The organism is Bacillus clarus, from assembly GCF_000746925.1.
GTDB classification, from domain to species: Bacteria; Bacillota; Bacilli; order Bacillales; family Bacillaceae_G; genus Bacillus_A; species Bacillus_A clarus.
On sequence record NZ_JMQC01000008.1, the window covers coordinates 1,827,705 to 1,849,544 of the forward strand.

Genomic DNA, 21,840 nt, shown 5'->3' on the forward strand with positions numbered 1-21,840 from the left:
CACTTTTCAAAAAGAAAAAAACGCTTTACCCCAAAGCGTCCCATAACGTTCATTTTTTCTCTTTGATTTGGTAAGAACAATTGCAATCTCCTGCACACATGTTCGTTAATACTTTTACATCTACACCTGTAAATAATCGATTGTACATATTTTTTTCATCCTCACAAACCTGTGGAAATCTCTCTGCAATTGCTTTTAACGGACAATTTTGTTTTTGTAAAATGAAGGAGTTGTCCCCATCTTTTTTCACCTGTACCATATAGCCATTTCTTTCTTGCATAGCCGCTATTTCTTGTACTTTATATGCTAAGTTTTTTTGATTACTTACTCGCTTTTGCAGCTGTTCTTCCATCCTATCCGTTCTCGCTTGCAAGACGTGACAAAGTATTTGCTCATCACCAAATCGAGCTAAATCTTCAAGCATATCAATTGCAAATTGCTTATATTCTTTCGGAAATGTATCTTCTCCTTTTTGACTTAAACCATATAAATAAGTTGGTCGTCCAACATGTTGCCTTACCATCTTCGCATAAATCATTTGCTCTTTCTCAAGTTTACTTAAATGACGGCGAACCGCCATCTCCGTAATCTCTAAAGACTCAGCTAATTCCGCTACAGTTTGCTCGCCTCTTACTTTTAAAATATGTACAATCTCTTCTTTCGTTGTACGTACTTCCCCCATTTCGCACCCTTCTCCCTTTTCATTTTCACGGACAATATAAAATCCCCAAAAGGTATTTTGGGGATTTTATATGTACACCTATTCTGCTACAAATGCAGATACAGGTCCTAATTCCTTTTCTAAATAACGGCGAATGTTCGCAGGATATTGCCCTACTACCCCGATATGTTTTTGAATTGTCTTATATAATTCCTCATGGTTCATTTGAATATAATCTTGCATAAGCATTTTTCGAAGTAGAATGACTTCTTTAACACCCTTTCCTTCTTCCTCACTTATGACTCTTTCATCCATTAAAATATCGATAATATCTTCATAACTTCCTGGGTCACGCATAATAAATCCATCAATCATCGCATTTCCCACATCTAATATACAATCAATAACAAGATGCGACATGCGCTCTAATGCGTAATACTCAAAAGGCGTTTCATATTGCTTCTTCTCTTGGAATATATCTACCACTTGCTCTAAACATGTTAACATTTGCTCTATTTTTTTCTGTCTACAAAGTACATGAATGTCACCTTCCTGGAAATTAAAGCATTTACATTTCAATTGTAACCGTTTCTTCTGAAAAAATCGACAATTTTTCGAATTCACCTTTTCGTCGTTATTTGTTATAGTTATATTTGTATGATTTTTGAAATTGGAGGAATGCAACCTTGGAACGTGAACTCGCATTAGAAATTGTCCGTGTAACAGAAGCAGCAGCCTTAGCATCCGCACAATGGATGGGCCGCGGAAAGAAAAACGAAGCAGATGATGCAGCAACTACAGCTATGCGTGATATGTTTGATTCAGTAAACATGGCAGGTACTGTTGTAATTGGTGAAGGAGAACTTGATGAAGCACCGATGTTGTATATTGGTGAAGAATTAGGAACAGGTAACGGTCCAGAAGTAGATATCGCCGTTGACCCATTAGAAGGTACAAACATCGTTGCAAAAGGTCTTGCAAATGCAATGGCAGTTATCGCAATTGCAGATAAAGGAAACCTTCTTCATGCTCCGGATATGTACATGGAAAAGATCGCGGTTGGTCCAAAAGCAGCTGGTAAAATTAGCTTAGATGATCCAATTGAAAAAACAATTGAAATTGTAGCAGAAGCAAACAATAAAAAAATTCGTGACCTAACGGTTATCGTACAAGAACGTGAACGTCATCAAGATATTATTGACCGTGTTCGTGCAAAAGGTGCACGCGTAAAACTATTTGGTGATGGAGATGTTGGTGCCTCAATCGCTACAGCTCTACCTGGAACAGGTATCGACTTATTCGTAGGTATTGGTGGCGCTCCAGAAGGTGTTATCTCTGCAGCAGCACTAAAATGCCTTGAAGGTGAAATGCAAGCGCGCTTAGTTCCAATGAACGAAGAAGAAGAAGATCGTTGCCGTAAAATGGGATTAGAAGATCCTCGTCAACTTCTTATGTTAGATGATTTAGTATCTGGTGATGACGCAATCTTCTCAGCAACAGGTGTATCTGCTGGTGAATTATTAGACGGCGTGAAATTCCTAGGTGGAGATTTAGCTGAAACATATTCTATCGTTATGCGTTACAAAACAAGAACGGTACGATTCATTAAAACACATCACCATTTAGACCATAAGCCACACTTAAACTTAGATATTTAAAAAGGAGCCATGTGTATGGAAGAACGTTTCTTTCTGTACGACGATACAGTCGCTACAAAAACTCGTTTCGTTAGCTTTATGGGGGAAAATGAGCGTCATGATTTAGCGCTTTTATACTCCGATCGTCATTATGGTAAAACGATTGTCCTTGATATGCAGCGCAATAAATTTGCTATCATCGGTCCTGACGATTTAAACGAACCAGGCTACTTAGAGCATGCATTTTCTATGTCTGAAGAAATTGCAGAAGAATTACGCTCATTTTTATTTGAACTTATATAATTTATCTTATACACCAGCTATTTTAGCTGGTGTTTTTTCACGATTTAAATTTTGAATTTTCAATCTTATATGTTATACTTATGAACAAATCTATTTGGATAGAAAGGACGTTATCTACGTATGCCAACATTTACTTTGTAATGGACCAGCAATTGGATAGCATTACTCTCAAAAAAGCACCGCGCTTTTTCAAGGGAGTAGTCTGCCCATTCCCATTACAAAGGAACGTAACGCATCTGTAGTATGATGTTTACGGAGGTTCCTCTTAGGGGAATCTCCTTTTATTTTTGTCTACTTCTCATGTCTTCATACTACAAGACATCCAAATAGCTGTATTACGTTCCTTTACCACTATATAAGAGGTGAAGGAAAATGCAGAAAGTACAACTTTCTTGGAGTTTATATGAAAACGAGTTATCCACAATCGAAAGATATTGTAAAAATTGCGGATGTACTACCCTTTTTACCGACACAAGCATTCGCAGGCATAACGCAAATGGAAAAAACATATACAGATTTGCAATTTATAAATGTCCGAAAGATCATACGTGGAATCAAAAATTTCGCATTTATAAATCATTTACTGATCATGTCGAAACTGTCGATATGACTCAGCAAGAACAAACTGAAACAAGTACTACCATTTCTATTACACAATACGAAGAAAGTGGTATAGAAGAAATAACAATCACATTAGAAATTGTTCTCGGATCTCACCGAATTGATAAAGCATTATCCACATATATTTCAGATTGGAGCCGCGCTGCCATTGTCGATAAAATTAAAAAAGGTCGTATTCAGTTAAACGGGCAACAGATGAAACCAAATACAACACTTACTGAAGGTGATTTCATCTCAATTTGTTTATAAAGGAGACAATTATGCTAAAAATAAGAAAAGGTACAATTGATTTGTTGGACGAATTAGACGTGATGTATGCAGAATGTAAAAAAGCACTCTTACAGAATCAAATTTACCAATGGGATGATTCTTATCCGACGCGAGAACACATTTCCTATCATTTAGAACAAGACGAATTGTATTGTCTATTCCAAGACCAAGTACTTGTCGGCGCTGTCGTCTTAAACGAATCAGAGTCCTCAGAATACAAACTGATTGACTGGTCGAAAACAGACGGACACTTTCTTATCGTCCACTCTTTTGTCATCCATCCGCTCGCTCAAGGAAAAGGATATAGCAAAGCACTGTTATCCTTTTGGGAAAACGAAGCAAAACAAAAAAACTATACTGGAATACGCCTAGATTGCTTTACAGGTAATCCCGTTTCATTAAGCCTATATGAAAAAACAATTATATTTGCCGGGGGGCTGTTTATTTTACAAATAAAGAAACTCCTCACAACTGGTATAACTGCTATGAAAAAATCCTCTTACAATCGTAAGAGGATTTTTTTTATTTCTTCACTTTTCGTAGTACAAAGTGTGCACACCCGAAGTTACAGTACTCGTATAAATATTCCGATAATGTACTAATTTTCGTATCATATGTCGAACGTTGATTACTATCGTCAAAGAAACCACGCAATCTAAGTTGCTCATAGCCCCAATCCCCAACGATATAATCATATTTATTTAAAATTTCTGCATAACGCTCTTTAAATGCTTCTTCACGAAAACCGTCACGATAGTTTTTAATTACTTCGTACTGAACATTATTCATGCTCACTGTAGCATGAATCTCCTGCTTTTGCTCCATCATAAACTTCCTCTCTAAGCATTCTTCTTTTTATCGTATCACAAAGCAGAACAACCAACAATTTCAAATACAAAAAATTGAAAAGTAGTAAATGCTATGGAGAAGGAGGTGATACATCGTGAAAAAACAAATACTACTCTCTCTTCTCACTCTTTCCTTATTTGCAGGCTGCCAAACAAGCAACAAAGCAGAAATGGAACACGAGGAAGGAAGCCGTGTTCTTGTTTCCAATAAAAACGACATGTATCATACAGAAAATACAAATACAAGATTAACAAGAGTCGGCTATTCTTCTAAACAAAAACATGAAGTATCTAACAAACAAGTAGGAGCAATTAATCGTGAGAAAGTTGCTGAAATGATTACAAGTATGACAGTCAAGCTTCCTGACGTTACAAATGCTGCTACGCTCGTTACTGATGATGAAGTGTTCGTTGTGTATCGTGCAAAAACAAATGATCCGGCACTCGTAACAGATCAAGTATATAAAACAGCTTTATCCATCGTTCCTCGTTATTATAAAGCATATGTATCAACAGACCAAAAATTGATTTCTCAAATTCAAGGACTTCAATCTGGTACGTTAAACGATAAGGAATATGAGCAAAGTCTTGATATGTTAAAACGTGAAATGGGTAAAAATCCTCATTTAAATAATACGCAAGACCAAACATTAAATAACATGATTAAGAAATAGAAAATGTAGAGACAACCTTTACAGGTTTTGTCTGAAGCAAATAAAGTGAAACTTTAATCAGTGTTTTTTTCATCCTCCACTGATTTGATTATTAGCCCACACCAATCGGGCTTTTACGGGCAGCCCGACTCCCACCTTACTTCTTTGCTTCCGCCGAATTTTGAGGTGGGAGTCTTACTGCCCTCAAATAACGGGATAAATATAAATAGTAACTTATTTGCACCTATACCTTCACAAATAAAACGCTGTTGATGTTTACGATCGACAGCGTTTTTACATAGTAAACTATACCTCTTTATAACTTATCACTAAAATAAGAGCATGAATTCATATATGACTTCATGCTAAAAACTTCATTCTATTTCTATTTTTATATCGCAATTATTTTTTATTTCGATCCGCATACACCTCCATCGCATCACACATAAATTGGGCCAAACCTTCTCCAAACTGATCAATATTTTTCGTAAAGCGCTCATCAGCAACATACATTTGACCTAATCCTTTAAAAGCTTCTACTGAATAGTCACCGAAGTTTTGCAAGTAATCGTACCAAACCTGAATTGCTTCTTGCGCCTCAATAGAATCCGGTGCACCATTTCGAAGCTTCGCAAGCTTTCTATAAATGCCATTAAATTCTTCCTGTTTGTCTTGAGACATGCCTTTTGCTGCTTTATTCGCTTTATCTACGGATGTATCTCCCCATCGTTCACGCGCTTCCTCTTCATACGGATTATGACTAAAATCAAATCCCTCAAATTTCTCTTTATTCGTCATATCGATCTCCCCTTTTGTATACTGAATTGTCTTATCAATCGTCGCAATCACCTTATCCAATCTAGCTCGCTTTTCAATTAGCATTTTCTTATGAAGCAAAAGTGCTCCTTCTCGGTCAAATGAAGGGCTCATAATAATTTCTTTAATCTTCTTTAAAGGGAAGCCAAGTTCTTTAAAAAATAAAATTTGCTGCAACGTCTCTAAATTTTCATCGGAATACAAACGATATCCAGATTCGGTCGTTTCATCCGGGGTTAACAACCCTATCTCATCATAATGATGTAGTGTGCGCACACTAATTCCAACTAAATTTGCTACTTCTTTCACCCTCATTGTCATGCTCATCTCCCCCTCCATACATACAATAAAGTATCACGCAACGTTAGAGTCAATAAAAAATCCTTTTTTATTTCTAAAAGATTCATTTCTCCACATTCTCCTACATTTCATGCATAATATATATGTACATACATTAGAAAGCGGTGAAAGTATGATCTCAAATACTGTAATTGCCAGCATCACAATTCAGCTCATTCTCTCGGTTCTGGTTCCCATTATTGTACTCGTTTACTTCCGAAAAAAATTTCATATTAACTGGAAAATTGTTGGAATTGGTGTTCTTATCTATATCGGGTTTACCCAAATTCTCGAAACACCTTTTCATCTATTCATGCGCGGAAATCCAACGACAGCTAAATTTTTAGAAAATCCATTTATCTTTGCCATTTACGGCGGACTTACTGCTGGTATTTTTGAAGAACTAGGACGGTTCGTTGCCTTCTTCTTCTTACTCAAAAAATATCAAGAATATAAAGATGGTCTTGCATATGGAATTGGACACGGCGGAATTGAATCTATATTAGTCGGTGGATTCGCTGGACTTCAAACTCTTATCTTTGCCACATCTATTAATAATGGTAGCTTCGCTCAAATGGTTGAAAAATTACCTGAGCTAAGTCGTGTACAAGATGCATTAATCGAGGCACCAGCCTACTTATACTTACTGGGTAGTGTAGAAAGAATTATGGCCCTTGTCTTGCAAATTGCATTCACAATGCTTGTCGTATACGCAGTAAAACAGAAAAAATACATTTTCCTTGTATACGCTGTGCTATTCCATGCATTAGTGGATTTCTTTGCTGCACTTTATCAAAGACAAATCATCAACATCTTTATCGCAGAAGGGATTATTTTAATCTTTGCAATTGGAGCTTTCGTACTTATTCGCAAAATGAAAGAGCAATTAGTAAGTGCTTCAGAGTAAAAAATAAACCACCAATTGGTGGTTTATTTTTTATATGGGTTATCATATTGTTGATAACTTCTCCGCTCAAAAGTTCATTTTTTATTTCCGCATCCTCAACGATAAATTTACGAAATTCTTCTTTTTCATTTTGAAAAAAGGAAGCAAAAAAATAAACTTGTCGATCAGGGTAAATAAAAGAATCTCGTATCACAACTTTATTATGACAACTCCCATTTGTTTTCTAATGAAAAGTAAATTCTGCATCTGCCACTTCTTTAAATGAAATTTTCCTGCTTTTGATTACTTGGATATTCTAATTTTCGGTCCGATGCTGCATATATTGTGGAAAACTGTGTGAGAAAACATGCAATAAATACAATGGATATGATTCTTTTCACAATGGTACCTCTTATTTTTCATTATCCACATTACTTATCCACATGTTTTTATCGCTATTCTCTATCATTTCTTACATAAAGGAATTTTTCCCACCTTTGTCGAAGTATGTATCGTCAACTTAAAAGATGAGGGATGCATTTTGAAGAAACTAATTGTAGTAAGGCACTGCTCAGCTTCTGGGCAAGAACGTGATGCTGAATTAACGATTACAGGAAAGCATCAATCAAACGCTCTTGCTGAATTTCTCATAGCGAAGCACCTACAAGTAGATTGTATTATTTCAAGTCCTTTTGTCCGAGCTATTGATTCCATTCGGCCATTTGCGCTTCAAGCTAATGTATCTATTCAAGAAGATGAACGGTTAGCGGAGCGTATATTAAGCAATGCTTCAATGGATGATTGGCTACAAAAACTAGAATATACTTTTACTCATATAGATATTTCCTTTTCAGGCGGAGAGTCGACAAAACAAGCAATGGATCGTGCCATATCGCTTGTCCAAGAAATTTTGAAACAAAATCATAAAACGATATTACTCGTTACACACGGAAACTTACTAACACTTATTTTAAAATACTTTGATGATCAGATTGGCTTTAAAGAATGGAAAAACTTAAACAATCCTGATGTTTATGAAATTACTATCGATGAAGAACTAGTAATCCAAAGATTATGGGAAATGCCATCTACTGCGAAGTATTAATAGCCCTTTCCAATGCATTCAGTTGACACCGCGAGAAGATTCACTTTGCGCGCCAAGATTTTGAAAAGATGGCGAAACTGTAATAAATATAGAAAGGGGTATTATGAGAATATGTACGAAGAAGTAATCTCTTTACTACATAAAACAAATGCTTCTTACGAGAAGTATGAACATGAACCAGTTCTCGATTATGAGACAGATCGTGTCGTTCGTGAGAGGCTTGGTTTACAAGGTACTCCAAGTAAAAGTTTATTTTTAAAATCAAAATCTGGAGCTTATTACGTATTCTTTACGCTGGAAGGAACTCGCTTAGACCGGGGCGAAATGAAAACAATAACGGGACAACGTTTATCCCTTTGTTCACCTGATGAACTAAGAGAAGAAACTGGCTGCATGCCAGGATGTGTTGCGCCTTTTGGCTATTCACAGGATATAACGATTATTGTGGACAGTGCTGTTTATACTTACGATAAAATTCTAATTACACCGGGTGTCCCAGAATTTACGATTGAATTATCCACAGAAGAATTAAAAAAGATTTTATCCACATGTCAAAATACAGTTTTAGAATACAAACAAAAAGAGAGCTAATGATAGCTCTCTTTTTTCATTATTTCGCTTCTGCCGTTTTCTCTTTTGCAGAACGTACTTGTTCGTCTGCATGGTAAGAAGAACGCACAAGTGGGCCAGCTTCACAGTGGCTAAATCCTTTGCTAAGTGCAATTTCTTTAAGCTCAGCAAATTCTGCTGGTGTGTAATATTTAATAACTGGTAAATGTTTCTTAGATGGTTGTAGGTATTGTCCAAGAGTTAAAATATCCACATTGTTTGCACGTAAGTCATCCATTGCTTCAATTAAATCTTCTCTCGTTTCACCTAAACCTACCATAATGCTCGATTTAGTTGGAATATCAGGCTGCATTTCTTTTGCTTGACGTAAAAACTCTAATGAACGAGGGTATTTTGCTCTAGCGCGAACTCGGTCAGATAATCGACGTACTGTTTCAATGTTATGGTTTAAAATATCTGGTTTTGCATCCATTAACATTCTTAAGTTTTCTTCTACTCCACCCATATCAGATGGTAATACTTCGATAGACGTGAATGGATTTTTGCGACGAACAGCTCGTACTGTTTCAGCAAAAACAGCTGCTCCGCCATCTTTTAAATCATCACGTGCAACCGCTGTTATAACAACGTGTTTTAAGCCCATTTGTACTACAGAATCTGCTACGCGTTCTGGCTCTTGTAAATCAAGCTCAGTTGGTAAGCCTGTTTTAACCGCACAAAAACGACAAGCACGTGTACAAACCGCACCTAAAATCATAAATGTTGCTGTTTTTCTTACAGCCCAGCATTCGTGAATATTCGGGCATTTCGCTTCTTCACAAACGGTATGAAGCTGCTTAGAACGCATCATTTTCTTTAAGCCTGTATAGTTTTCATTTGTATTTAACTTAATTTTCAACCATTCGGGCTTGCGCTTATATTCTGTTTGTTTTGTCATGGTTATCAACTCCGCACAATATGAAATAGTTTACCGTGTTCGCTTCTTTCAATGTAACATATCTATTCTAACGTATGAAAGCGATTTGCTCAAATGAAGATTCTAAGATTTTTTCCAATCGTTCCCTATAATGAAATACTTCGTATATCCCACACTAAAAAGAGTGATGTTGCGAAAGGAGTCTATTTCATGCTTCGAAAAATTTCTCTATTGCTTTTGATTTGCTTTCTTCTCCACCAAAACATCGCTTATGGTGAAGACAATCAGCAAAGCATATACGACAAGCGCATGGCATTATACAAAGAAACTGAGCAATCTTCAGGTGTTCCATGGTATTACTTAGCTGCAATGGATCAATACGAAAGAAATATACGGAGCGTAAGAAAGGATATTCCGAAGAAACCTGATGCCATCATTTCCCTCTATTTTAAACCAGAGGTGTGGGCTGGACCTTCTAATAGTAGTGATACTCTCCCTCATGCAATTTCCTTATTTGGAGGAATAGGTTTAGATGGTGACAAAGATGGATTTGCAAATACAAATAACGACCGTGATCTTCTTCATACAGCAGCAACTATTTTAAAGAAACAAGGAACTTCAGAAGATCACATTAAAATTATGCTCTGGGAATATTATAGACGTGCGAAAACAGTTGAATTAATTACAGAATATGCCCAAATTTATAGACACTACGGACGTATTAATTTAGAAGGAAACGCCTTTCCTCTTCCGATTCACAGTGATCATAGCTATCGTAGTACCTTTGGTGCTGGAAGAAGTTTTGGCGGAAGACGTATTCATGAAGGCACCGATATTTTTGCAAGATATGGTGTACCAGTAAGATCAACTTGCTATGGCATTATTGAAACAAAAGGTTGGAACCGCCTCGGTGGATGGCGCATCGGCATTCGGGATCTTCATAATAATTACCACTATTACGCTCATTTAGGGGGATTCTCAAAAGAAATACAGCTTGGACAAATTGTCGAACCAGGAAAAGTAATCGGCTTTGTCGGTAGTACTGGTTACGGTCCTCCTGGAACAGCCGGGAAATTCCCTCCGCACTTACATTTCGGAATGTATAAAGACAACGGCTATACAGAATGGGCTTTCGATCCGTATATGCATTTAAGTCTTTGGGAACGAAAAGAACGTGCGAATGTAAAACGATAACCGTAGCAAATACGCTACGGTTATTTTTTATAAACCTAGACCACTCATCGCAATAATTCCGATAAGAAATTGCAAAACATAACTCATCACAATGCTCATCCATGCCCATTTATTGAGATCATGTGTTATTCCTAAAAAAGCAAACAAAATTGCACATAGTGGAAAAAGAAACAGATAGCCATAGAAAACTAACGGTATCGCTTGATTAATATTTTGAAATAAGAAAAGGAACAGATAAATAGCTGCCTGTATAACACTGAAGCAAATCGATACGATATTCATTTTTTTACTCATTGCTTCGCTCACTATATTCGCCTCCTCTTCTTTATTCTATTTACATAGAAGAAAACGAATAACTAATCATCCGTTTTCTTCTCTTTCTTATCTGGTATAGCCACTCCACCACTTCCATAATAAGCTGGCACTTCTCCTTGAACAATTCGCGTCGCAATTGGGATATTTTGCTTTACTGTAATTTCTTTCGTACGAAACGGAATAATAACTTGCAATGTAACTTCAACTTCCATAATAATTTTAATCGCGGTATTATTAATCCCTTGCGGCTCAATCTTTTGTTTAATATCTGTATTCACATGACCAATTGTTGTGAAATTAATTGGAATATCCGGTCCTACATTCCCAAGGAGTGCGTTATCTGTTATACGGCCAAGAGGAACTGACATAGATACGCCGCTCTTTTCAGAAAGACCGAGCGCTTTCATATCCCCCTTCTCCACTTGGTGTAAGTATTTCTCTATGTATGACGTAGTCGATGTTAAAATCTCATTTACTTGCTTAGTATTTAAATCGATTGTGGATACTTTTCCATTTTTATCATTTTGTACTTTCATTAATGAATCAACGTCAAATCCTTCATTCATTCGGTCCTTTACAGCTTTCGTCATCACTACAGTTGCCATTTTATGCGTCTGTGTTTCTCCATACTTAATCAAAGTGGGCTGAATGCTTTTATTCACAATCCATAAACCTTGCAAAGTCATGAGCAAAAAAATAATAAACGAAATGAACAATACATGCCGAAAGGGAAGCGGTCCTTTTCGAAATCGTGAAGTCTTTGTACGAAATGTGCGCATAAGAAAACCCTCCTTCTTATATCATTTCTATGCAAGAAAGAGGGACTATATATGCTTATCTCATTTTTAATAATGCATCTTTTCCAATTGTTCCTGCTGGAATGCCTAAAGCTTCAGCTCCAGTAGTTACCGATTCAAGAGGTGCTTCAAGAAGTTGTTCAATCGTTCTCACGCCAACTGCACGGCCCGCAATAATCCCTCGATCTCCTAACTTCTCATTTAAAAGACCGACATCTAAAGCACCGCACATAATATATCCTTTATCGCTCATTACAGCTAGCAAATTTGTTTTCGGAAGCTTTACACTAACCGCTATGAACGTATAATTATCAATTACAATTGGTTCTACATTAACCATAGTTCACACTCCTCTCTTTCTTATCTTTATGAAAAGAGAAAAATGAGTGTTACACGTTAACTAGCCTATAGTTTGACGGAAGATGTATAAGTTATCAACATCTCTGTTAACACATCTCTTAATAATTCTGGCATATAATATTGTTTGTCAGAAAGTGTGGATAGCTCTGGGTATAAGTATCCAAAAGTAAACATATCAATCGTTCCTACCGTATATATACGATCTAATTCCAACGGCTCTCCATTAATCAATACATCTTCCAGTAGAAGTTTATTCCCAGGAATCGTGTCTGGGATCACTTCTATACCGTCATAAATCATCTTACCCATTACTTTCCCGCGGAAGCCAAATCCTTTTACTTCAAGTTGTTCCATACTTGGACGACGTGCTTTTAAAATAACTTCCCTCAATGTTTTTCCTGGTACCTTTAACGCACACGGATTAATTGGATGTGGACAAATTCGGTGGATAGCTCCGCGTGTCACAACACCCTCATTTAACCCTTCTAACAGCACACCTGCGTTCACCATACCAATCTCTGCATTACACCAATTTTTAAGCGTACTTGCTAACATGTGAGAAAATGGTGTCTCTTTAAACCAATCAATTGGTAACGGTTCTTTTAAATGAACAACAGGCTCTGCCATTATATGCTTACTTTCTTCTTGTAACATTTCAATTGTGGATAGCGACTCACTATAAGCACTTAAACGCTCTGTTTTAATTGCTCTTCCGTCCTTTTTCAACAACCGCTTCGTTTCCTTATCCACAGTAAGCTGCACATGGCCAACGTAATGTCCCCACTTTTCACAGCAACAAAGCAAAGTACCATTCACGAGAACTCCACGTTCAAACAAGTGATGAGTATGCGCCCCTAAAATTATATCGATATCATAATTCTCAGCCATATACTCATCCGTACTCTTTCCAAGATGAGAAAGTACAACTGTAATATGCGCTATATCTTTTACTTCGTCCAAAATGGATTCTAAATGCACCATCGGATCTTCAACACGCCAATCTAACATAGAATAAAATTCCGGATAGGCTACTGTTAAGCCGATGAAAGCAATTGTAATCCCATCTGTCGTTGTATGAAGTTTATACGGCTTGGCCCAAGTAGGACGTACGCCTTCTTTTTCAAATAAATTAGCTACAAGCACTTCAAACCCAGCAGCATCATACAAATAGTTTAAATGCTCCTTCGCTAATGTAATACCCTCATTATTTCCAATCGTTACATAATCATATAACGCCTCGTTTAATAACCTCGTATTTCCTCGGCCGTTTGTAGCTTCCGTAATACTATGAAAGCGATCCACATGATCGCCAATATCTAACGTTAAAACAGACTCTCCTGCTCCCTGTCTTCGTTTTTTCTCCTCTAGTACAAACCGAGAAATTTGTGGCCAATTTTCAAAATGACTATGTATATCGTTTGTATGATAAAGGTGAATAATTGTTTCTTTATTTATATTCAGAGAAAAAACCTCCTCTCAGTTCCTTACTGCCATTTACGCTACATGCATACAATAATCCTGTAAATACTTTTCGCCTTTTCTTGCTATTTTACATTGTACTCGCATTAGAAGAAAAAGCAAAAGATTCTCCTTTTAATATGAATTTTTTCACATTATTATTTATATAAGGAGGTAGATAACCATTGCCTAATAATCGATACAGCTTTCTCTCACTATCGTCTTCATTAGCAGGAGGGCTTTTATTTATCGCTTCCGTACTTTACTTACCTAATCTATTTCTATTTATCAGCATCCCTCTCATCATTCTCGGACTCATATTCAGCATGATTGCTATATCTAAAAACGAAACGAGCAAATTGAGATTTGTCGGTATCTTTGTTTTGCTTATCTTAGTTATTTTTATATTAGTATGTATTCCTTTTATATTTGTAGTGTTTGGGTTTTAGAGCCGTCTTTTAATGGCTCTTTTTGCATATTAGGGGATATGCGCCCGTCCACCATGTCGTAACTTGTTGATAAATCGATATCCCTTTTCAAAACGTTGATATATTTAACTAAATACTAAGTGGGGTATCTCCGACCGAGATCCAAATACCAAATAAAAAGCGCCCTGCTATGCAGGGCGCTTCCTTCATTCTACGTATTATCCAGTTCCAGTAGCTAAACGAGCCACTTCCACTTTCAAATACTGTCCAGCTTTGCCTCCTAGACCCTCATGTCTAAGAACCTTCCGCACCAGAAGATAAAAAGCATCTTCTGTGCGAAAGAACCTTAGCCAACGGGTCTGAACAGTCGGCTCCGCATTTCTATTTAACCGATAGAACCTTCCATCTCAAACTTGATTAGGCGGTTCATTTCTACTGCGTATTCCATTGGAAGTTCGCGAGTGAACGGCTCGATGAAGCCCATTACGATCATTTCTGTAGCTTCTTGCTCAGAAATACCGCGGCTCATTAGGTAGAATAATTGTTCTTCTGATACTTTAGACACTTTCGCTTCGTGCTCAAGTGAAACGTAATCGTTTTTGATTTCGTTGTAAGGAATTGTATCAGATGTAGATTGGTTATCCATGATTAACGTATCACATTCGATGTTAGAGCGAGAGTTTTTCGCTTTTGGTCCGAAGTGTACAATACCACGGTAAGTTACTTTACCACCATGTTTCGCAATCGATTTAGAAACGATTGTTGAAGATGTGTTTGGTGCTAAGTGAATCATTTTCGCACCTGCATCTTGGTGTTGGCCTTTACCAGCAATCGCGATAGATAATGTTAAACCACGAGCGCCTTCGCCTTTTAAGATAACCGCTGGGTATTTCATCGTTAATTTAGATCCGATGTTACCGTCAATCCATTCCATCGTTGCGTTTTCTTCACAAACCGCACGTTTTGTAACTAGGTTGTATACGTTGTTCGCCCAGTTTTGAATTGTTGTATAACGGCAATATGCATCTTTCTTAATGATGATTTCTACTACCGCACTATGAAGTGAGTTAGTCGTGTAAACAGGTGCTGTACAACCTTCTACATAGTGTACGTGTGCGCCTTCGTCTACGATGATAAGCGTACGCTCGAATTGTCCCATATTTTCAGAGTTAATACGGAAATACGCTTGAAGTGGTGTATCAACTTTTACACCTTTTGGAACATAGATGAATGATCCACCAGACCAAACTGCAGAGTTTAATGCAGAGAATTTGTTGTCTGTTGGTGGGATTACTTTTCCGAAATGCTCACGGAAAATATCTTCGTTCTCTTTTAATGCGCTATCTGTATCTTTGAAGACGATTCCTAGAGCTTCTAGGTCTTCTTTCATGTTGTGGTATACAACTTCAGATTCGTACTGTGCAGATACACCAGCTAAATATTTTTGCTCAGCTTCTGGAATACCTAATTTATCAAATGTAGCTTTAATTTCATCAGGTACTTCATCCCAAGACTTCTCAGACTTCTCAGATGGTTTTACGTAGTACGTAATTTCATCGAAATCTAAGTCATTTAAGTCGCCGCCCCATTGTGGCATTGGCATTTCGTAGAACTTATCCAGTGATTTTAAACGGAAGTCTAACATCCACTGTGGTTCTTCTTTCATACGTGAAATCTCTTCAACGATCTCTTTTGTTAAACCGCGTCCAGCACGGAAAATCGAAACGTCTTTGTCTTTGAAACCATATTTATAATCGCCGATATCTGGCAGTTGCTTCGCCATGTTGGTGTGTCCCTCCTTAGATAACCTCGTTTTTAGGAACCTTTAACATTACTTATCTTCGTTTAAGCCCTTTTCTAACGCTTTCCACGCTAATGTTGCACATTTAATACGTGCAGGGAACTTGCATACGCCTTGTAATGCTTCAATATCTCCTAAATCAATGCTGTCATCGTACTCTTTTCCTAGCATCATGTCAGAGAAAATTTTCGAAAGCTGAAGTGCTTCTTCAATTTTCTTTCCTTTTACTGCTTGTGTCATCATTGAAGCTGAAGACATTGAGATGGAACATCCTTCGCCTTCAAACTTCGCCTCTTGTACAATACCCTCTTCTACTTTCATCGTAAGTTGAATACGATCGCCGCAAGTTGGATTGTTCAAATTAACGGTAACACTATCTTCTAACACGCCATGGTTACGAGGATTTTTGTAATGATCCATAATAACTTGACGATATAACGTATCTAAATTATTAAATGACATTTGTGAAATACTCCTTTGTCTTGATTAGCGATTCAACAAATGTATCAATTTCTTCTTTTGTATTATATAAATAGAAGCTCGCACGTGCTGTTGAAGAAGCTTTTAGCCACTTCATAAGCGGTTGTGCACAGTGGTGTCCTGCGCGAACCGCGATACCTTCTACATCTAATACAGTTGCTACATCATGAGGATGTACGTCTTCAATATTAAATGTAACAAGACCAGCGCGATGCTTTGGACCATAAATTGTAACGCCATCTACTTCTGATAGTCTTTCTAAAGCGTATTGCGCTAATTCATGCTCATGCTTTTCAATATTATCAAGACCGATTTCTTCTAGGAAATCAATTGCCGCACCAAGTCCGATTGCATTACCGATAATCGGTGTACCTGCTTCAAACTTCCACGGAAGCTCTTTCCAAGTAGATTCTTGTAAATCTACGAAATCAATCATTTCACCGCCAAATTCAATTGGCTCCATATTGTTTAGCAAATCTTTTTTACCATATAATACGCCGATACCTGTAGGTCCGCACATCTTATGAGCAGATAATGCGTAGAAATCACAGTTTAAATCTTGTACATCTACTTTCATATGAGGTGTACTTTGTGCACCATCAACGACCATAATTGCGCCATTTTCGTGTGCGATTGCTCCGATTTCTTTTACAGGGTTAATCGTTCCAAGTACGTTAGACACATACATGATAGAAACGATTTTTGTATTCGGTGTAATTGTTTGACGAGCATCTTCTATTGAAATTGTCCCATCTGGTTGAAGTGGAAGATATTTTAAAGTTGCGCCAGTTTTCTTTGCAACTTGCTGCCACGGAATGATGTTACTATGGTGCTCCATGTAAGAAATAACGATTTCATCGCCTTCTTTTACATTTTCAAGACCATAGCTAGCCGCTACTGTATTTAATGCAGTTGTCGTTCCGCGCGTGAAAATAATCTCTTCCATTGATTTCGCGTTAATAAACTTGCGAACTTTCTCACGTGCACCTTCATACGCATCGGTAGCTTTCGTACCGAGCGTATGAACACCGCGATGCACATTAGAATTATATTCTTTATAGTAACGTTCTAACGTTTCAATGACTTGAATTGGTTTTTGAGAAGTTGCTGCACTATCGAAATAAACAAGTTGTTTGCCGTTCACTTTTTGATCAAGAATTGGAAACTGTTTGCGTATTTCATGAATATTCATTAGCGAACTTTCCTTTCAATTACCTCAACAAGCTGTGCTTTTACTCCTTCAATTGGAAGCTCATTTACTACAGGTGCTAAGAATCCATGGATGACTAAACGTTCTGCTTCGCGTTTTGGAATACCACGGCTCATTAAGTAGTATAGTTGAGTTGGATCTACGCGACCTACTGAAGCTGCGTGACCTGCCATTACATCATCTTCATCAATTAAAAGAATTGGGTTTGCATCACCACGAGCTTTCTCGTCTAACATAAGAACGCGAGAAGATTGTTGTGCATTTGATTTAGATGCACCGTGTTCAATCTTACCAATTCCGTTAAAGATAGATGTTGCACTATCTTTTTGTACACCGTGTTTTAAGATGAAACCTTCAGAGTGTTTACCGAAGTGAACAACTTTAGTTGTAAAGTTTTGTGTTTGGTTACCACGGCCAATTGTTACTGTTTTTGTATCAGCAAATGAACCGTCCCCCATTAAGTTCGTAACGTTCTCTGAAATTGTATTTCCGTCATTCATAAGGCCTAGAGCCCAATCAATGCGGCCGTCGCGTCCTACTACACCGCGGCGGTTAACGTAAGTTGTTACGTCTTTTGCTAATAGATCAACCGCACCAAATTTCACTTGTGCGCCTTGTTCCACGATTACTTCTGCTACGATATTTGCAATACCTTTAGCATTTTCATTTGCAACATAGTTTTCTACATAAGTTGAAGTACTGTTCGCATCAGCCACGAATAATACGTGGTTATATACGTTAGCTTCTTCGCCGTCTACTAAGAATACAGCTTGAAGTGGAGTTTCAAGAACAACGTTTTTCGGAACATATACGAATGCACCGCCGTTGATTAATGCAGCATGAAGTGCTGTTAGACGATGCTCGTCTACCTTCACGCCGTCTTTCATTAAGTACTTTTGTACTAGTTCAGCATGCTCTGTTGCAGCTGTTACGATGTCTGTGAAAATAACACCTTTTTCTTTTGCTTCTTCTGCTAAAGAAACGAATGCAGTAGTACCAGCACGTTGTACTAATACGCTATTATTTTCATCAATTAAGTTTTTTACTGTTTCAGAAAGCTCTGCTAAAGAATTTACAGACTCTTGCTTAGCAGCATCGCCTTTTCCGATAAAGTCCCACTTATCGATTTTTGTTTTATCAGGCGTTGGCATTGGAAGTTCAGTTGCTTGTGCAAGAGCTTGTAAGCGGAACTCAGTCAACCAAGCAGCTTCGTTTACTTCGCTTGCGCGCTGACGGATTGTTTCTTGATCGAAAGGTAATGTACCAATTGTCATGTTTATGCTCCTCTCTTACGCTTCTTGCTCTGTTGTTTCGTCTTCAATACCTAATTCTTTTTTAATCCAGTCGTAACCTTCAGACTCTAGACGTTGTGCAAGTTCTGGACCACCAGACTTAACAATACGACCGTTCATCATAACGTGAACGAAGTCTGGAGTAATGTAGTTTAATAAACGTTGGTAGTGCGTAATCATTAGGCAACCGAACTCTTCACCGCGCATTTCATTAATACCTTTAGATACAACTTTTAACGCATCGATATCAAGACCAGAGTCGATTTCGTCTAAGATTGCGATTTTTGGCTCAATCATCATTAATTGAAGAATTTCGTTACGTTTTTTCTCACCGCCAGAGAAACCTTCGTTTAAGTAACGTTGTGCCATTTCTGGATCCATTTCTAGGAATTCCATATTTTTATCTAATGTACGGATAAATTTCATAAGAGAAATTTCATCACCTTCTTCACGACGTGCGTTAATTGCAGAACGTAAGAAGTCAGCGTTTGTTACTCCGCTAATTTCACTTGGATATTGCATTGCTAGGAATAGACCTGCTTGTGCGCGCTCATCTACTTCCATTTCTAATACATCTTCACCGTCGATGATGATGCTACCTTCTGTTACTTCATACTTTGGGTGACCCATAATTGCAGAAGATAAAGTTGATTTACCTGTTCCGTTAGGCCCCATGATTGCGTGGATTTCTCCACCTTTTACTTCAAGGTTTACACCTTTTAAAATTTCTTTACCATCGATTGATACGTGTAAGTCTTTAACCGTTAATGTAGAACCAGCCATCTCAATACCTCCATTAATCCTCTATATACATTTTAAAAATTCCTAAAACGTTCATATTCTCATTTTATTCTCATTCTAATTTTATATCAAATAAAATGATATCGCAAACGAAGATAAAAAGTAACAATTTTTTCATAAATGTATATAATTACTTCCTTTACATCCTTATATAATACACCTTTCTTCTTATTTATATAAAGAAAAAAGGACTGGTAATTTTCCAGTCCTTTTTTCTTTGCTTATTCACTTACAGGAAGCACAGCACCTTTATATTCTTTATTAATAAAATCTTGAATTTCTTTTGAATGCAATACATCTACTAGCTCTTTAATTTCCTTTTTCTTCTCATCACCTTTACGAACTGCAATAATATTTGCATACGGAGAGTCTGATCCTTCAATTGCAATTGCATCTTTTTTCGGATTTAAATTTGCATCAATTGCATAGTTAGAATTAATGAATAAAGCATCTCCCTCATTATTTTCATACAGCTTCGGTGAAAGGCCAGGCTCCACATCTGTTTTAAACTTTAAATTTTTTGGATTTTCCACAATATCTTTCACTGTTGCTTTAACGACATCTACACCATCTTTTAGTTTAATAACGCCACCTTTTTGTAATAGTGCTAACATACGTCCTCGCTCAGCTACGTTATTGCTCATAATAACTGTTCCGCCATCCGGAAGATCTTTTAAACTTTTATATTTCTTGGAATAAATACCCATTGGCTCTAAATGAATTTTCCCTGCGTTTACAATTTTATATCCTTTTTCTTGAATTTCTTTATCTAAATACGGAATGTGCTGAAAGTAGTTTGCATCAATCTCTTTGTCCGCTAACGCTTTATTTGGCAACACATAATCTTGGAATTTTTTAATTTCTAACTTAATCCCTTTCTTCTCTAATATCGGTTTCGCCTTTTCTAAAATAACAGCATGTGGCACATTAGAAGCTCCAACGACAAGCTTATTCTCATCTTTTCCACCACAAGCAGCTAATGCAAATACGGATAGCGCTGTAACAACTGACAGTATAATCTTTTTCATATGATGTCCCCTTCTCCCCTATCGTTATGTAGTTATAAAGTGAAACTTTAATCAGTGGGGATTTTGTTCATCCCCCACTGATTATTAGTTGAACCAATCGGGCATTTACGGGCAGTTGATCTCCCATCTAACTTCTTTGTTCCTGCCGAATTTTGAGGTGGGAGTCTTACTGCCCGTTAATGCGGGATAAAAAGGGCCGGCATACACCAGCCCTTTTTCAGCAATTATTCTTTTACAGGAACAACTGCCCCTTTATATTCCTTACTAATGAAGTCTTCAATTTCTTTAGAATGCAATACTTCTACAAGAGCTTTAATCTCTTTTTTATCTTTATCACCTTTACGAACTGCTACGATGTTTGCATATGGCGAATCGTTACCTTCAATAGCAATCGCATCTTTTTCTGGATTTAATTTTGCATCAATCGCATAGTTAGAGTTAATTAAAACAGCATCGCCTTCTTTATTGTTATACACTTGTGGCAATAAACCTGGCTCGATATCCGTTTTGAACTTTAGATTTTTCGGATTATCCGCAATATCTTTTGTAGTTGCTTTAACTGGGTCTACACCATCTTTAATTTTTAAAATACCCTCTTTTTGTAGAATTGCTAAACCACGTCCATGGTCAGCAACAGAATTACTCATAATAATTGTTGCCCCATCTGGAAGGTCTTTTAAGCTCTTATATTTTTGAGAATATACACCAATCGGTTCTAAGTGAATTTTCCCTGCTACTTCAAAGTCATATTTTTTATCTTTCATTTCTTTTTCTAAATACGGAATGTGCTGGAAGTAGTTCGCATCTAATTCCTTATCTGCTAATGACTTGTTCGGCAACACATAATCTTGGAATTTTTTAATTTCTAATTCGATTCCTTTTTTCTCTAATAGAGGTTTTGCCTTTTCTAAAATAACAGCATGCGGTACGTTAGAAGCCCCAACAACAAGTTTCTTTTCATCCTTGTCTTTCCCACCACAAGCAGCTAACCCAAAAATTGACGTTGAAATAAGTGCTGTAAGTAATAATTTTTTCATTTGAAATGCCCTCC

The 21,840-nt window shown here is 37.1% G+C and carries 23 protein-coding genes and 3 pseudogenes; 9 read left to right on the forward strand and 17 right to left on the reverse strand.

What is annotated here, in order from left to right; genetic code table 11:
• Positions 1-49 precede the first annotated feature (49 nt).
• A complete protein-coding gene (locus tag DJ93_RS10345; RefSeq protein ID WP_042980671.1) occupies positions 50-682 on the reverse strand; it encodes a helix-turn-helix transcriptional regulator in 633 nt (210 codons plus the stop codon).
• 78 nt (positions 683-760) lie between these two features.
• A pseudogene (locus DJ93_RS10350) lies at positions 761-1,200 on the reverse strand (DUF86 domain-containing protein).
• Positions 1,201-1,347: 147 nt separating this feature from the next.
• Here DJ93_RS10350 and glpX point away from each other — a divergent pair.
• From glpX to DJ93_RS10370, 4 genes and pseudogenes are all read left to right on the forward strand, one after another.
• On the forward strand, positions 1,348-2,319 hold the full coding sequence (glpX, locus tag DJ93_RS10355) for a class II fructose-bisphosphatase (protein ID WP_042980673.1): 972 nt from the start codon (positions 1,348-1,350) through the stop codon (positions 2,317-2,319).
• A gap of 15 nt (positions 2,320-2,334) precedes the next feature.
• The gene (locus DJ93_RS10360) at positions 2,335-2,601 is read left to right on the forward strand and encodes a DUF3055 domain-containing protein (protein ID WP_000392608.1); all 267 of its coding nucleotides are present in this window, start codon (positions 2,335-2,337) and stop codon (positions 2,599-2,601) included.
• Between the two features lie 372 nt (positions 2,602-2,973).
• Positions 2,974-3,471 (forward strand): hypothetical protein, encoded by a 498-nt coding sequence (locus DJ93_RS10365; RefSeq protein WP_042980674.1) that lies wholly within the window; start codon positions 2,974-2,976, stop codon positions 3,469-3,471.
• A gap of 11 nt (positions 3,472-3,482) precedes the next feature.
• A pseudogene (locus DJ93_RS10370) lies at positions 3,483-4,003 on the forward strand (GNAT family N-acetyltransferase).
• A gap of 11 nt (positions 4,004-4,014) precedes the next feature.
• On the opposite strand, the gene DJ93_RS10375 reads toward DJ93_RS10370, so the two are convergent.
• Complete coding sequence (locus DJ93_RS10375; protein ID WP_042984180.1) at positions 4,015-4,317, reverse strand: YutD family protein; 303 nt, start codon at positions 4,315-4,317, stop codon at positions 4,015-4,017.
• A gap of 118 nt (positions 4,318-4,435) precedes the next feature.
• On the opposite strand from DJ93_RS10375, the gene DJ93_RS10380 reads away from it, so the two are divergent.
• Positions 4,436-5,014 carry a YhcN/YlaJ family sporulation lipoprotein gene (locus DJ93_RS10380; RefSeq protein ID WP_042980677.1) on the forward strand — a complete coding sequence of 193 codons (579 nt, stop codon included), beginning with the start codon at positions 4,436-4,438 and terminating at the stop codon, positions 5,012-5,014.
• 381 nt (positions 5,015-5,395) lie between these two features.
• On the opposite strand, the gene DJ93_RS10385 is transcribed toward DJ93_RS10380, so the two are convergent.
• Positions 5,396-6,130 carry a MerR family transcriptional regulator gene (locus DJ93_RS10385; protein WP_042980678.1) on the reverse strand — a complete coding sequence of 245 codons (735 nt, stop codon included), beginning with the start codon at positions 6,128-6,130 and terminating at the stop codon, positions 5,396-5,398.
• A gap of 109 nt (positions 6,131-6,239) precedes the next feature.
• Between DJ93_RS10385 and DJ93_RS10390 the strand changes: the two genes are divergently transcribed.
• Positions 6,240-7,055: a YhfC family intramembrane metalloprotease gene (locus DJ93_RS10390; RefSeq protein WP_042980679.1), complete on the forward strand. Its 816-nt coding sequence runs from the start codon at positions 6,240-6,242 to the stop codon at positions 7,053-7,055.
• A gap of 23 nt (positions 7,056-7,078) precedes the next feature.
• On the opposite strand, the pseudogene DJ93_RS33700 reads toward DJ93_RS10390, so the two are convergent.
• Positions 7,079-7,435 (reverse strand): annotated as a pseudogene (locus tag DJ93_RS33700) (hypothetical protein).
• A gap of 140 nt (positions 7,436-7,575) precedes the next feature.
• On the opposite strand from DJ93_RS33700, the gene DJ93_RS10395 reads away from it, so the two are divergent.
• Together DJ93_RS10395 and DJ93_RS10400 are read left to right on the forward strand one after the other, a co-directional pair.
• On the forward strand, positions 7,576-8,139 hold the full coding sequence (locus DJ93_RS10395; protein WP_042980681.1) for a histidine phosphatase family protein: 564 nt from the start codon (positions 7,576-7,578) through the stop codon (positions 8,137-8,139).
• A 111-nt stretch (positions 8,140-8,250) separates the two neighbouring features.
• Positions 8,251-8,730 (forward strand): YbaK/EbsC family protein, encoded by a 480-nt coding sequence (locus DJ93_RS10400; RefSeq protein WP_042980683.1) that lies wholly within the window; start codon positions 8,251-8,253, stop codon positions 8,728-8,730.
• A gap of 19 nt (positions 8,731-8,749) precedes the next feature.
• Here the strand turns inward: DJ93_RS10400 and lipA are convergent, their stop codons facing one another.
• Complete coding sequence (gene lipA / locus DJ93_RS10405; RefSeq protein WP_042980684.1) at positions 8,750-9,646, reverse strand: lipoyl synthase; 897 nt, start codon at positions 9,644-9,646, stop codon at positions 8,750-8,752.
• A gap of 189 nt (positions 9,647-9,835) precedes the next feature.
• On the opposite strand from lipA, the gene DJ93_RS10410 reads away from it, so the two are divergent.
• Entirely contained in the window at positions 9,836-10,819 is a 984-nt protein-coding gene (locus DJ93_RS10410; protein ID WP_042980685.1) for a M23 family metallopeptidase, read from the forward strand.
• 27 nt (positions 10,820-10,846) lie between these two features.
• On the opposite strand, the gene DJ93_RS10415 is transcribed toward DJ93_RS10410, so the two are convergent.
• The 11 genes from DJ93_RS10415 to metQ (DJ93_RS10465) form a co-directional block, all read right to left on the reverse strand.
• Positions 10,847-11,125: a hypothetical protein gene (locus tag DJ93_RS10415; RefSeq protein ID WP_042980689.1), complete on the reverse strand. Its 279-nt coding sequence runs from the start codon at positions 11,123-11,125 to the stop codon at positions 10,847-10,849.
• A 50-nt stretch (positions 11,126-11,175) separates the two neighbouring features.
• A complete protein-coding gene (gene yunB / locus DJ93_RS10420) occupies positions 11,176-11,913 on the reverse strand; it encodes a sporulation protein YunB (RefSeq protein ID WP_042980690.1) in 738 nt (245 codons plus the stop codon).
• Positions 11,914-11,968: 55 nt separating this feature from the next.
• On the reverse strand, positions 11,969-12,271 hold the full coding sequence (locus DJ93_RS10425; RefSeq protein WP_042980691.1) for a YunC family protein: 303 nt from the start codon (positions 12,269-12,271) through the stop codon (positions 11,969-11,971).
• 65 nt (positions 12,272-12,336) lie between these two features.
• Entirely contained in the window at positions 12,337-13,752 is a 1,416-nt protein-coding gene (locus tag DJ93_RS10430) for a bifunctional metallophosphatase/5'-nucleotidase (protein WP_310593256.1), read from the reverse strand.
• An 810-nt stretch (positions 13,753-14,562) separates the two neighbouring features.
• Complete coding sequence (gene sufB, locus DJ93_RS10435; RefSeq protein WP_001118827.1) at positions 14,563-15,960, reverse strand: Fe-S cluster assembly protein SufB; 1,398 nt, start codon at positions 15,958-15,960, stop codon at positions 14,563-14,565.
• A 48-nt stretch (positions 15,961-16,008) separates the two neighbouring features.
• A complete protein-coding gene (gene sufU, locus DJ93_RS10440) occupies positions 16,009-16,440 on the reverse strand; it encodes a Fe-S cluster assembly sulfur transfer protein SufU (RefSeq protein ID WP_000009523.1) in 432 nt (143 codons plus the stop codon).
• Positions 16,430-17,650, reverse strand: coding sequence for a cysteine desulfurase SufS (sufS, locus tag DJ93_RS10445; protein WP_042980694.1), 1,221 nt, complete (start codon positions 17,648-17,650; stop codon positions 16,430-16,432). The genes sufU and sufS overlap by 11 nt, the downstream gene beginning before the upstream one ends.
• On the reverse strand, positions 17,650-18,942 hold the full coding sequence (gene sufD / locus DJ93_RS10450; protein ID WP_042980695.1) for a Fe-S cluster assembly protein SufD: 1,293 nt from the start codon (positions 18,940-18,942) through the stop codon (positions 17,650-17,652). The genes sufS and sufD overlap by 1 nt, the downstream gene beginning before the upstream one ends.
• Before the next feature lie 15 nt (positions 18,943-18,957).
• On the reverse strand, positions 18,958-19,743 hold the full coding sequence (gene sufC / locus DJ93_RS10455) for a Fe-S cluster assembly ATPase SufC (RefSeq protein ID WP_042980697.1): 786 nt from the start codon (positions 19,741-19,743) through the stop codon (positions 18,958-18,960).
• Positions 19,744-19,982: 239 nt separating this feature from the next.
• Positions 19,983-20,789 (reverse strand): methionine ABC transporter substrate-binding lipoprotein MetQ, encoded by an 807-nt coding sequence (gene metQ / locus DJ93_RS10460; RefSeq protein ID WP_042980698.1) that lies wholly within the window; start codon positions 20,787-20,789, stop codon positions 19,983-19,985.
• A gap of 224 nt (positions 20,790-21,013) precedes the next feature.
• On the reverse strand, positions 21,014-21,826 hold the full coding sequence (gene metQ / locus DJ93_RS10465) for a methionine ABC transporter substrate-binding lipoprotein MetQ (RefSeq protein ID WP_042980701.1): 813 nt from the start codon (positions 21,824-21,826) through the stop codon (positions 21,014-21,016).
• Positions 21,827-21,840: the final 14 nt, after the last annotated feature.